Consider the following 12,587-nt stretch of genomic DNA (forward strand, 5'->3'; position numbering starts at 1 on the left):
TCGCAAGTTGAATTATAAGGATCTGGGTCTTAAAGTAGGTCTCGAATTACACCAACAATTGAAGACCGAGAGGAAACTGTTCTGCCACTGCAAACCGGAACTCGTTGAAGAAGACGAGGAAGATGTGTTCGAGAGGAGACTGAGACCCGTTAGGAGCGAATTGGGCGAAGTGGACATAGCGGCCCTTTTCGAGTGGAGGAAGGGAAGAACCTACGTCTACCACGCTCCCCGCTCTGCTTCTTGTTTAGTTGAAGCTGACGAGGAACCACCTCACGACGTGGACACTGATAGCATTGTAATTGCCCTAGCCATGGCTAGGGCCTTCGGCTCACACGTCGTAGACGAAGTACACGTTATGAGGAAGATGGTTATCGACGGATCCAATACCTCGGGCTTCCAGAGGACTATGCTAGTCGCCTTGGGCGGTAAGGTTAAGATAGGAGAGAAGGAGATAGGTATACAGACCATATGCGTAGAGGAGGACGCAGCTAGGAAAATAAAGGAGGAAGGAAGGTTCATACACTACAAATTGGATAGGCTTGGGATACCTCTAATAGAAATAGCTACAGCACCGGACATTGAGACCCCGCAAGAAGCTAAGACTGTAGCTTTGAGAATAGGCCAAATGTTGAGGCTCACTGGGAGAGTGAAGAGGGGCCTTGGAACTATAAGGCAAGACTTGAACGTTTCGATAAAGGGAGGAGCCAAGACTGAAATTAAGGGCGTTCAGAAACTCGAAATAATAGATAAAGTAATTGAGTACGAAGTGATGCGTCAATTGAGACTGCTTGAAATAAGGGATGAATTAATTAAGAGAGGTGTAACGAAGGAGGAAGTATTGTCTCAAAAGGAAAAGGACGTAACGCATATTGCGATGAGATCTCAAAGCAAGCTGGTTAGAAAGGCGTTAGATGGGGGAGCGGGAGCTTGGGCAATAAGGTTACCTAAGTTCGCTGGACTCCTAGGGAAGGAAGTTCAGCCCAACAGGAGGTTCGGAACAGAATTAGCTGATTACGCTAAGTTCTGGGCAGGCGTTGGCGGTATCATACACAGCGACGAGTTGCCGAAGTACGGGATAACTATTGAAGAAGTGAAAGCGATCAAGGAGGAGCTCGGCTGTTCCGAAGAGGACGCTTTCGTAATTGTCTTAGCGACCTCCGATCAAGCTAGACTGGCTCTAGAGGCCGTGAAGGAAAGAGCCGCTAAGGCAATAGAAGGCGTTCCCGAAGAGACGCGCGCAGCTAATCCAGATGGTACCACCCGATTCCTAAGACCTAGACCCGGTGCAGCTAGGATGTATCCCGAGACCGACGTACCTCCCGTAACGATAACAGAGGAAATGTTAGCGAAAGCCGAGAAGCTAAAGCCTAAGAATCCAGTGGAACTTTTGATGGAGCTCACCTCAAAGTACGGCCTATCCAAGGACATGGCCGAAAAGGCAATCTCTAGCGTTAGGTTCGATCTAACGTATAGGCTCATAAAGAAGTACCACGGCAAGCTCCCCTCTTCAATTATTGTGAGGACGGTCGTTGATACATTGAAGGAGCTAGAGAGGGAGGGAATAGAAACAGATAAAATAAGAGATGAGCAGATAGAGGAGGTATTGGATGAGGTCAGTAAAGGTACCATAGCTAAGGAAGTGATACCGGACGTCCTCAGGGAAGTGAGCAAGGGTAAGAGCGTTAAGGATGCTATAAAGGACTTAGGTCTTACGGAGAAGGTAGACGTGGAAGGAATAGTCAGGGAAGTCGTCCAGAGCTTGAGAGAGGAAATAATGAAGAGAGGTCCCGATAGGAGCTTCGGTCTCGTCATGGGTCGCGTAATGGAGAAAGTAAGAGGCAAGGTCGATGGTAAAGTAGTCGCTCAAGCGGTTAGGAAGGCATTGGAGGAACTCGGGAAATGAGCGCTGACCCATTGAGGGTCACTGTGGCCGCTATCCTAATGCTTATTGCAATAGGTATATTGTTTCAAACGGCTACATTCGTCTCATCTATTATAGGCCTTAAGGGCGTGGCTAAGTGGATATTGATTTTGGTTGACGTCCTAACTTGCCTCGTTATGGCCTTCTGGGTTCTGAACGTTTACTAAAGAGGGTTTCCGAGTACTCCAAGACCTCAACGCTCTCTATATCCCTCACGGTCTTCATTGCTTTAGCTATCTCCATGCCGAGCGATGAATTGAGAATTAATGGAACGTTTAGGTCTACGGCGGATCTCCTAATTTCGTAATCTAAGTTCTTATTAGAACCACTTGTTACTACGAGACCGATTTCATTGCTTTGCATTAATCTGAGTATCTCGCTTTTGCTTAGGGCAGTGAACCCCTCTAAAGGCGCTCTATCGTAGGTTATTACTTCATAGCCCAATTCATCGAAGATCTTGGCGGCTTGTATCGCGTGTTCGAGGTCCCTCTTGAAGTAATTCTCTAAAGTATAGACTAATACTTTGGAGTTGGGCTTCGGTAGCTTATTTGGAGTGGCTGAGAGCCACGAAAGCAGCAACGCCTTCTCATAGGTTTGATGGAAAGCGGCCACTTCACCCGTGCTCCTCATTTCAGGTCCTAGTTCCGGGTACGCACCCTTTATCTGGGTCCAACTGAACTGGGGCGACTTAACGCCCCACGCTCGAGCAGACGGCTCGATTACGCCTTCGGAACTCTCTATTCCCAGCGCGCCCCTCAACACTGCTCTAGCAGAATATTCCATTAAGTTAATTCCCCTGGCCTTGCTCGTAAAGGGCATGCTCCTGCTAGCTCTAAGGTTAAGTTCAATTACGTAAGGCTTGTTGTTATATATCAGGAACTGAAGGTTATAGGGTCCGATTATTTCAAGTTCGTTCACTAACGTGTATGCTATTTCCTTCATCTTAGATACTACGTCTAGGTTCAATAGAGGAGGTGTGACCATAGTGGAATCTCCGGAATGAACGCCAGCTGGTTCTATGTGACTCAAAGGTATTGCTATGGTGTTCTTAGAGTCACCGACTCCATCCAGTTCCGCCTCTATGGAATCTGCGAGGAACTTGGAAACCACTACTGGATATTCGGGAGAGACCTTACTAGATAGTTTCAGGAAATCCTCTAGTTGTTCCCAATTCCACACTACTTTCATGGCGTAGCCACTTATCACGTAACTTGGCCTCAAGATCACCGGAAAGCCTACTTCTTCCACGAACCTCTTCACTTCCTCAATGCTGCTCGCGCTAATCCATGGCGGTTGAGGAATGCCCAGCTTGTCCAAGAGCTCGCTGAACTTGTTCCTGTCCTCGGCAATGTCTACGCTAGTTCCGCTGGTTCCCAGTAACGGTATTCCTAAGTCTTGTAGCTTTTTGTAAAGTTTGTTAGTGAGTTGGCCGCCGGCGAAGGCGGCGACCCCCCACGGCCTTTCCTTCTTCACTATCTTGTAAACGCTCTCTACAGATATTTCGTCGAAGTACAATTTTTCGTTTTCGTCCCAATCGGTCGAGACCGTCTCGGGATTGTAGTTCACTACAATTACCTCTTCGGAACCCATCTCCTTTAAGCTCTTAGCCAAGTTTACTACAGCCCAGTCGAATTCCACTGAAACTCCTATCCTGAACACGCCAGCGCCGAGCACTACTGTCTTCAGCCTCTTATTCTCGAAACTCACATCGTCTTCCATGCCATCGTACGTTAAATATAGGTAATTCGTTATCGCAGGCCACTCAGCGGCTAAGGTGTCTATCCTCTTAACCCATGGTAAGGCACCGTTCCTTACGTCTACTCCTAATTTATTATCAGAGAAACCTAGTTTCTTCAAGCGCTCGTAGTTCCGCTCTTTCTCTTCAGCCCTAACTACTTCCTCGATCCAGTATAGGAAGTACTTATCTACTCCATAGGCCTCGTGAATTTCGTCTAAGGTTGCCCCTTCCTTTAGAGCCTTTACAGCGTAGAAAGGCCAGTAGGGCTCCCTCCTTCTGAGCTTCTCAAGGGCTTCCTCTTTACTGAGCTTCTCTATTTCTTCGCTTAAATCGGTCAATCCATCGCTTCCTATGTCTAACATTCTCAATGCCTTCTGGAAAGCTTCAGCGACGTTTCTTCCAACTGCCATTACTTCACCTATGCTCTTCATTTCGCTATCGAGCGTCTTGATAGCGCCATCGAACTTCTCTAAGTCCCATCTCGGTACCTTTAGTACCACGTAGTCTAGGCTAGGTTCGAAACACGCGCACGTGACTCCGGTTACTTTGTTTAATATTTCCCAGAGCTCGTATCCCAACGCTAACTTCGCTGCTATGTAGGCGAGCGGGTAACCAGTTGCCTTACTAGCTAGGGCACTGCTTCTACTCATCCTAGGGTTAGTTTCTATTACGTAATGAACCTCGCTCCTAGGATCGAGCGCTAATTGAACGTTACCCTCCCCTACGAGCTCTACGGCCTCAGCCACTCGAAAGGAAGTATCTCTCAGTAACTGATATTCTCTATTAGTTAGGGTTTGACAAGGCGCTATTACTATCGAATCGCCCGTATGGACGCCCATGGGATCCAAGTTCTCCAAGCAAGCTATTGCGGCCACGTTGCCTTTGCTATCTCTTACAACCTCGTATTCGATCTCCTTCCAATGATGGAGATATTTCTCTATTAATACTCTGCCTACCTCGCTCTGAGCTAGGGCCCTCTTCACCCATTTCCTTAGTTCCCCTTCATTCCATGCGATGAAACTGCCCTTTCCACCTAAGGTGAACGCTATTCTTACTATAACTGGGTAACCTATTTCCTTAGCAGCTTCAATAGCTTCCTCAACTGAAGAAACGCCCTTACTAGGAGGCATTGGAATGCCCTTGCTATTCATGAGTTCTTTAAAGAGGGTCTTGTCCGTCGCATTTACTATGCCCCTAATCGGGGTACCCAGTACCTTTATCCCGTACTTTTGGAACACGCCTTTCTTCCATAACCTGACTCCGAGCGTTAAGGCAGTCTGCCCACCGAATCCTATCATTACCCCATCTGGTCTCTCCTTTTCGATTACTTTCTCTAAGAACTCCTCAGTTAATGGGTAGAAGTATATCCTGTCTGCCAGTTTGTAAGTCGTTTGAACCGTTGCCACGTTTGGGTTAACTAGAACTGATTGGATGCCCTCTTCCTTTAGAGCCTTAAGCGCTTGACTGCCACTGTAATCGAACTCAGCGGCCTCACCTATTTTTATTGCTCCCGAACCTATGACGAGTACCTTCTTTAAGTCCACCTTCACTCCACCATCCCTACGTTTTTCGCGAACAAATCGAAGATCCATCTCGTATCATGAGGCCCCGGGGAAGACTCGGGGTGGAACTGAACGCTCAGTATCTTGCGATCCTTGCTCCTAACCCCCTCTAACGTACCGTCGTCGGGGTTGAAGAACCAAGGTTCGAGCTTGGTCCTGTTTAAAGTTTTGGGATCAACGGCGAACCCGTGATTCTCGCTTACAATGAAACACTTCTCGCCGTCCTTAACAGGCTTGTTAACTCCTCTGTGTCCGTACTTCATTTTGTAAATCTTCGATCCGAAGTACATGTTCAGTAACTGGTGACCTAGGCAAATTGCTAGTATTGGGAGTCCGTACTCTATTACGGCCTCGATCTTCTTCTCGAATCCGTATTTCTCGTAGATCAGCGTAGGATTCCCCGGTCCGTTTCCGAAGACCACCCCGCTCGCTTGGCCGAGGAACTTATCCAAGTCCTCGTTACATGGGACCCTAGTTACCGTTAGACCCCTCTCGACCAACTCCCTAATTATGCCGTACTTTATTCCGCAATCGATTACGATGACGTTCTTCCTTCCGTTCCCGTAGACGAGCTCTTTCTTAGGAACGACGCTCTCTACGAAGTCCCTCTGATCGTATCTAGGTACTTGCGCGAGCCTCTCCTTCGCTGCTTCCCTCTCTGTATCTGTTGTTATAGCTCCCATCATTACGCCGTTCTCTCTGAGCTTCTTAACTACCATTCTGGTATCGATTCCCCAAATCCCCACTTTTCCTTCCCTTTCGAACCACTTCTCCAAGCTTTCTACCGAGGCCCAGTGATTTGGCTTAGTTAACCACGATATAACGAAACCCTCTACCTTAATTCCATCGGACTCGTAATGAAGGGGTAAACCGGAGGGTTCGTGGATTATTTTAGGTGAAGGCACGCCGTAGTTACCTACCATCGGGTGGGTGAAAACTAATATTTGTCCCTTGTAGGAAGGGTCCGTTAGCGATTCAGGGTAGCCGTTCATTGTTGTAGTGAAGACTACCTCGCCAAAGGAAGTCTGGGGCTTTCCGAATAGACAGCCTTCCAGTTCGGTGCCATCCTCCAATATTAGGTAACCTTTCTCATATTCTTCGCAGTCCACTAAAACCCACGTAAAGGATCCTTGAACAGTATTTATAATTTTTTGGAGAGTCTTTAATTTCCTTAGACGAAACAAGATGGGGTTCCCTAGTCTAAGTAGATTGAGAATGGGGAGACGAGAAGAGGTTGTTGAGAGGCGTTGTAATGGGCCCGGGGGGATTCGAACCCCCGACCACCCGGTTATCAGCCGGGCGCTCTGCCGGGCTGAGCTACGGGCCCTCCGATGAACACTCGCATAAGCGAGTTTTTAAATTTTGAATAGCTACTTTTATACAGCGATGACGTTCGCAGGGTTGGCTGATTTAGTGATGAAGAAGAGCCGATCCGAGCACTCCCTTAAGGTTATCTTAGAGAAATCGCGAAGCAAGAGCGGTAAGCACGCGTTCGTTAGACTCGCTGCAAGAGTTAACTTAGACACCAATGAGGTAATTGAAGTAATTCAACCCACTGGCTCGTCTCCGCCTAAAACTTACTCCGAGGGCATTTCGAAAGAGGTAAATTTGAAGTATGGGAACAAGGAGGCCCTAGTGATCGTGAGCATGGTAAAGGTGCCTCACCCGAACCCAAAGAGGCGCGTTAAGGGTACAGTGGAAGTTTACTCGAATGGCGAATTGGTCTATAAGGCCAAGTACGTGAAAGGTATATTAAGAGGATCGGCGGGAGACCCGAAGTACTTCCCGGCAGTAAAGGTCGTTTTTGAGAAATTGCAGATACCCGTGAAGAGGGAAAACCCTAATGCGCACGTCCCTGGTAGGGGGAATTGACGTCGGTACTAGGAGAATAAGAGCTGTAGCCTTCGATTGCAGCACTAGGAAAGTCTTAGCGCGCGAGGCTAAGGGGAAGGAAGAAGTACTCGAACTAATCCGTTTCTTGAAGGGTATAGGTGTTGAAAAGTTATGCGTTGCGGGGGGCCTTCAGTGGAGGGAGCTAAACGGCATTGAAATTTATAGAGATCCAGTTTCCCTTCTAGGATCGGAAAGAGATATTGGGACTCACGGGTTCAGGAAGCTCATATCAAGTTCTATTTTCAAAGAAGTAGTTATACTGCCTTCCGGAGGGGCTAGCGGCGAAGTACCGATATGGAACCTCTTCAACGCCGTTGATAGCGGCACTCCGGATAAGGTGGCTAAATGTAACTACTTGATTAACTCAGAGGGCCTCAGTGACTTTACTTTGATAGATGACGGTTGCTTCACCTCGATATTGAAGGTAAACGATAAAGCAATCACCTTCGTTCTCGGCTCCACTAGGGGGGTCCCCGGGCGATGCACTCCCGGATGCATCGATTCGGAGATATTCATTGCCTTTAAGTGGCCTCAAAGGAAGAAGGACTTACTTGAATGCGGAGCTCCCCGAGAAGTGGTGGAAGGTTGGATAAGGTTCTTGAAACCAGTTCTGGGTGATACGATAATATATTCTAGCGAGCTAGACGAGTGGTCGGCCGCTATAGGTAGTGCCCTTTGGTGCTGCGGGACGAAACCTAAGAACTTCTTCAGTGATACGCCGAGATACTTCTGTGATACTCTCAAGGCACTAATGCGCTGAGCACGGCCCTCTGAGCGTGCAACTTGTTTTCCGCTTGATCCCATACTATACTAACATCGCTTTCAATTACTTCCTCCGTAACCTCCTCTCCCCTAACTGCAGGCAAGCAGTGCATGAAGAGGAAATCCTTACCGATGCATTTGGTTAGCTCCTTGTTAACTTGATACGGCGCTAAGTCCCTCTTCCTTTTATCGGCTTCGCTTTCGAATCCCATGCTAACCCAAACGTCCGTATATATGACGTCCGCTCCAGCCACGCCCTTGCAAGGATCGTAAACTATTTCCATGCTCCCTCCGCTCCTCCTGGCCCTTTCCATCGCCTCAAACAATACCTCATCCAATGGCTCGTATCCAGGTGCTGTAACGACCCTTACGTTCGCGCCTAAACTGGTGAGCGCCAAGATCAAGCTGTGGGCCACGTTATCTCTTCCGTCACCAATAAAGACCACCCTGACTCCTTCCACCTTACCCAGCTTCTCGTAGATAGTCATGGCATCAGCTAAGGCTTGAGTAGGGTGGAACTTATCGCTTAGAGCGTTCACGACTACTCCATCGAAATATTTGGAAAGTTCGATTAGGGTTTCGTGCTTTAGGACCCTGGCAGCTATTGCGTCTACATACTGAGATAGAGCTCTAGCGGTGTCCTTAACGGGTTCACCCCTACCTAAATGGCTGTTCTCTTTTGAGATAAATATGGGATGCATACCCAATTGCTTGGCAGCTACTTCGAAAGCGACTCTAGTCCTCGTGCTAGGCTTTTCGAAGATTAACGCTAGGTATCTATTCTCTAAGTATCCCCAGTACCTCTTGCCTAAGAGGTATTCCTCTTTCATTGATAGAGATAAACTTAGAAGGTACCTAATTTCCCATGGTTCGAAGTCCATTAGAGAAAGTAAGTTCCTTCCCTTTAGCTTCATATTTCCTTTCCAAGGTAAGTATAGATTGTAAAAACTTAATGCGTTTCTATGGAAACGTCATTCCTTACCTAACTTCTCTTCGAGCTTGGCTAACCTCTGGAGCATTACCTTCCTTTCAACGCTAGCTACCATGTACCTAGTTCTGATTACTGCGTCTGGGTTTACGCTTATGCTATCTATTCCAGCCTTTACTAGGAACTCCACTAGTTCAGGATATACGCTAGGTCCTTGACCGCATATGCTGACGGTCCTTCCGTACTTATGAGCCGTCTTTATCAAGGTTTCGATTGCTTTGAGCACTGCCGGGTCTCTCTCATCGAAGTAACCCATTCTAGCCAATAGGTCGCTGTCCCTGTCAGCGCCTAGCACTAGCTGAGTTAGGTCGTTGCTACCTATACTGAAGCCGTCAACGAGCTTCGAGAACTCGTCCGCTAGCAACACCACGCTGGGAACTTCAGCCATTATCCATACCTTGAAGTCCCTGTTCCTTTGAAGTCCCTCGCTTTCCATTATCTTTAGGACCTTCTCTACTTCCCACGTGGTCCTTACGAAGGGTAACATTACCCATACGTTCTTGAGTCCGAATTCTTCCCTTACCTTCTTTATGGCCCTAAGCTCTAGTCTGAAGGCCGGTTCGTACGTAGGACTTATGTACCTCGATACGCCTCTCCAGCCTAACATCGGGTTCCTCTCTTCGGGCTCGAACTCCTCGCCGCCCTTGAGTCCTCTGTACTCGTTGCTCTTGAAGTCGCTAAACCTCACTACTACTGGTCTCGGATATATTGCGGAGGCGACTTTAGCTATCCCGTCCGCAAGTTTGTTGATGAAGTACGTCTCCTTACCCTCCTTTATTAGGTAAAGCGGGTGATAGCCTATCCAGTCAGTAATAATGAATTCTATTCTCATTAGCCCAATTCCGTCAAACGGTAGGTCCTTATACCTATCTATGGCGTTAGGCTCGCCCAAGTTCATGTAGATCTTCGTACCGGTTGCTGGGAAGAGGTATCTGAGCTCTTCGGAAGGTATTCCTATACCAGTGCCACCGGTAACTTCTTCTTTCTTCTCCTCTCCTATTCTCACTTTACCCTTGTAAACTACGCCTCTGTATCCGTCAACTGTAACCGTCATACCGCTCTTGATTTTCTTGGTGGCCTCTTTGGTACCGACTACGGCAGGAATTCCTAGTTCCCTAGACACTATTGCAGCGTGGGAGGTCATACCTCCTTCATCCGTAACTATTGCAGCGGCCTTTCTCATTAGAGGGACCCAATCCGGATCGGTCATCTTAGTTACTAGAACGTCCCCCTCATTGAACTTGTCGGCGTCCTTCTTAGGGTCACTTAAAACCTTCGCAACGCCTATTCCAATGCCGGGCGAAGCGGGGAGACCTCTAACTAATACCTCGGCCTCCACGTGCTCCACCTCTTCCTCTTCCGAAGGCCTTACCTTTACCTCTTCCCTAGCGCTCCAGACAGTCTCTGGTCTCGCTTGAAGTAAGAACACGTTCTTGGGGAATTCCATGTCAGCGTCGAGAGCCCATTCGATGTCCATGGGCCTCTTGTAGTGATCCTCTACTTTGATGCCCATTTGCGCCAATGCGAAGATTTCCCTATCTTCCAAAGAGGGCTTCTCAGCGAGCTCCGGAGGCAAGGGTTCCTCATAGGTACCTCCTTTTTCCCAATCGAACCTAATTGCTATTTCCTTCTTGGAAATATGCTTCTCTATAATTGCTTCCTTTAGGACGTTCTCGTCCACTTGAGTGGGGTCCACGTCTAGGTATTTCCTTACTACTTCCTTATTTACAACGAAGGTATCCGGCGTAACCTTACCGCCAACTACGGCCTCGCCTAGGCCCCAAGCGCTTTCTATTACTATCTTGCTTCTATCACCGTTCCTCACGTCTAGGGTGAACATTACACCAGCGCTCCTAGCGTTCACCATCTTTTGGACTACAGTGGCCATAGCAACGTTCTCGTGAGGTATCCCTTTGCTTATCCTGTAGGCTATCGCTCTTGCATTAAATAGAGAAGCCCAACACTTCTTAACGTGTTCCACAACCGAGTCTTCACCAACAACGTTGAGGTAAGTGTCTTGTTGTCCAGCAAATGACGCGTCGGGCAGGTCTTCAGCGGTTGCGGAAGATCTCACCGCTACCCTCAAGTTATTTACGTCCACTCCCACCTTCGCTGCGAGTTCTCTGTAGGCGTTCCTTATCGCTTCCTCTATGTCTTTGGGCATGGGCGTTTCCAATATCAATTTCTTTATCTCTTCCGCCTTTGCCTCTAGTTCCTTAACGTTACTGGCGTCTATGTCCTTCAACATATCGTTTATCTTGTCCAGTAATCCAGTTTCCTTAATGAACCTCCTATAAGCAGTAGAAGAGACTACGAAACCTGGAGGAACTGGTATACCCGCCCTAACTAGCTCACCTAGGTTCGCTCCCTTTCCTCCAGCTAGGTTGATGTCTTCCTTCCCTATTTCTTCGAACCACAATATTACCTTGTTCAACTTATCTTGAGACATAAGGAGGCCCCAAGGGGCGTATCTGTAAGTTGAGCTATAAGGTTTATGCATGCCAATACAACATATACCATATGTTCAGCTATTCCTCAAATGTACCATACTCTTCCACAGTGAGTATGATGAGAGCACGTTCATAAGGGCAGAGAAAGCGAACACCCAACCTCCTCCAAGACCTATTCCCTCGAGGTAAGTATATAGGAATGACCCTACTAGGGGCCCTATCGCGTTGCCTAGACCGAACATCGTTTGCCTGAAACCGAAGTGCTTCACGGAGGCCCCCATTTCGCCTTGAGCTGCTTTGGATATCGATACCGAAGTTGAAGCGCCTAACCTACTGAGCATCAACAAGAGCACCAGTGCAACGTAATCCCTAGTGAAGCCTATCAGGGAGGTGCTTATTGCTTGTATGAACTTAAGTTGAGAACTGAGGAGGAGCTTCTTCTCAATGCTTAAGAAGTCGGTCTTCCTGGCTATTAGGTATGAGACGAATAGAACCGTGTAACCCGGAATTGCCATTGCAATTGAATACATTTTGGGAGATGCCGTAACGTATTGGATAATGTAAGTAGGTAAGACGGAAACCCTCATTCCGAGGGCTATACCGCTGAAGAGGGCACTTAGGTAGAGGTATTTCATGGCGCTCGAAGTCGAACCCCTACCTTTATAGACGTTTAAATTGACGAGCAGAGGTAAGCTAGCAAGCGCTATCAGAGCTGAAACGCCGAATGGGATCCTAACGCTAGCTGGATGCGTTGGTAATATTAGGAACCCTCCCATTAAGTTTCCGGTAGAGAACCCCAAGTTCGAAAACAAGTTCAGTAAAGCTAAGTTCGAGGACTTCCTATCACTTTTCGCTATACTGTACTCTATGTGGGGCCAGATGAGCCCTAGCGAGGAACCTTGGAGTATCCTAAAGATTAGTAACTGGGGAACGCTCGTTGAGAACGCCATGCCAATTAGCGATATCAATAACGTTAGAGACGCTATAGATGGCCTCGAGAGGTGCGAAAGGGAAGAAGCAACCGTTCTACTAAGCATGAATGCAGTCGATAGAGCCCCTAAGTCAATAGCGACCAATTGCGCGGGCAACGTTTTGGAAGGGGCTAGGATTCCCTTTAGGTATAACAACATGTAGGGCAAACTAACTGAGACGACGGACGAGCTTAGCGATAGCGCGAACGCTAATGCTATTCCCTTCCATTGGTTCATCAGTCATCAATTGCGCTGGTATACCTCACAGTTAATTAGATGCGATAGTGCGATTAGAGCGAGGT

The 12,587-nt window shown here is 47.8% G+C and carries 9 protein-coding genes and 1 tRNA gene; 4 read left to right on the top strand and 6 right to left on the bottom strand.

The features are described 5' to 3' along the window. The first annotated feature begins 7 nt into the window (after window positions 1-7). Both gatE and EYM_RS04560 read left to right on the top strand, forming a co-directional pair. On the top strand, window positions 8-1,903 hold the full coding sequence (gene gatE / locus EYM_RS04555) for a Glu-tRNA(Gln) amidotransferase subunit GatE (RefSeq protein WP_075049881.1): 1,896 nt from the start codon (window positions 8-10) through the stop codon (window positions 1,901-1,903). Next, window positions 1,900-2,088, top strand: a complete 189-nt coding sequence (locus EYM_RS04560; protein ID WP_075049882.1) for a hypothetical protein — start codon at window positions 1,900-1,902, stop codon at window positions 2,086-2,088. Before gatE ends, EYM_RS04560 begins: the two co-directional genes overlap by 4 nt. On the opposite strand, the gene carB is transcribed toward EYM_RS04560, so the two are convergent. The 3 genes from carB to EYM_RS04575 form a co-directional block, all read right to left on the bottom strand. Then, complete coding sequence (carB, locus tag EYM_RS04565) at window positions 2,057-5,209, bottom strand: carbamoyl-phosphate synthase (glutamine-hydrolyzing) large subunit (protein ID WP_083495049.1); 3,153 nt, start codon at window positions 5,207-5,209, stop codon at window positions 2,057-2,059. The genes EYM_RS04560 and carB overlap by 32 nt on opposite strands. Continuing rightward, complete coding sequence (carA, locus tag EYM_RS04570) at window positions 5,206-6,330, bottom strand: glutamine-hydrolyzing carbamoyl-phosphate synthase small subunit (RefSeq protein WP_075050623.1); 1,125 nt, start codon at window positions 6,328-6,330, stop codon at window positions 5,206-5,208. Before carA ends, carB begins: the two co-directional genes overlap by 4 nt. A 144-nt stretch (window positions 6,331-6,474) precedes the next feature. Next, window positions 6,475-6,548: transfer RNA gene (locus EYM_RS04575), tRNA-Ile, on the bottom strand. A gap of 35 nt (window positions 6,549-6,583) precedes the next feature. Here EYM_RS04575 and EYM_RS04580 point away from each other — a divergent pair. Continuing rightward, complete coding sequence (locus tag EYM_RS04580; protein WP_157058766.1) at window positions 6,584-7,093, top strand: hypothetical protein; 510 nt, start codon at window positions 6,584-6,586, stop codon at window positions 7,091-7,093. Further along, complete coding sequence (locus EYM_RS04585; RefSeq protein ID WP_075049884.1) at window positions 7,065-7,874, top strand: DUF1464 family protein; 810 nt, start codon at window positions 7,065-7,067, stop codon at window positions 7,872-7,874. Before EYM_RS04580 ends, EYM_RS04585 begins: the two co-directional genes overlap by 29 nt. On the opposite strand, the gene argF is transcribed toward EYM_RS04585, so the two are convergent. The 3 genes from argF to EYM_RS04600 all read right to left on the bottom strand — a co-directional run bounded on the left by argF (window position 7,855) and on the right by EYM_RS04600 (window position 12,522). Next, the gene (argF, locus tag EYM_RS04590) at window positions 7,855-8,790 is read right to left on the bottom strand and encodes an ornithine carbamoyltransferase (RefSeq protein WP_075049885.1); all 936 of its coding nucleotides are present in this window, start codon (window positions 8,788-8,790) and stop codon (window positions 7,855-7,857) included. The genes EYM_RS04585 and argF overlap by 20 nt on opposite strands. Before the next feature lie 57 nt (window positions 8,791-8,847). Continuing rightward, window positions 8,848-11,313 carry a phosphoenolpyruvate synthase gene (gene ppsA, locus EYM_RS04595; protein WP_075049886.1) on the bottom strand — a complete coding sequence of 822 codons (2,466 nt, stop codon included), beginning with the start codon at window positions 11,311-11,313 and terminating at the stop codon, window positions 8,848-8,850. Window positions 11,314-11,388: 75 nt separating this feature from the next. Then, window positions 11,389-12,522, bottom strand: coding sequence for an MFS transporter (locus EYM_RS04600; protein WP_075049887.1), 1,134 nt, complete (start codon window positions 12,520-12,522; stop codon window positions 11,389-11,391). Window positions 12,523-12,587: the final 65 nt, after the last annotated feature.

It is taken from the genome of Ignicoccus islandicus DSM 13165 (assembly GCF_001481685.1).
GTDB classification, from domain to species: domain Archaea; phylum Thermoproteota; class Thermoprotei_A; order Sulfolobales; family Ignicoccaceae; genus Ignicoccus; species Ignicoccus islandicus.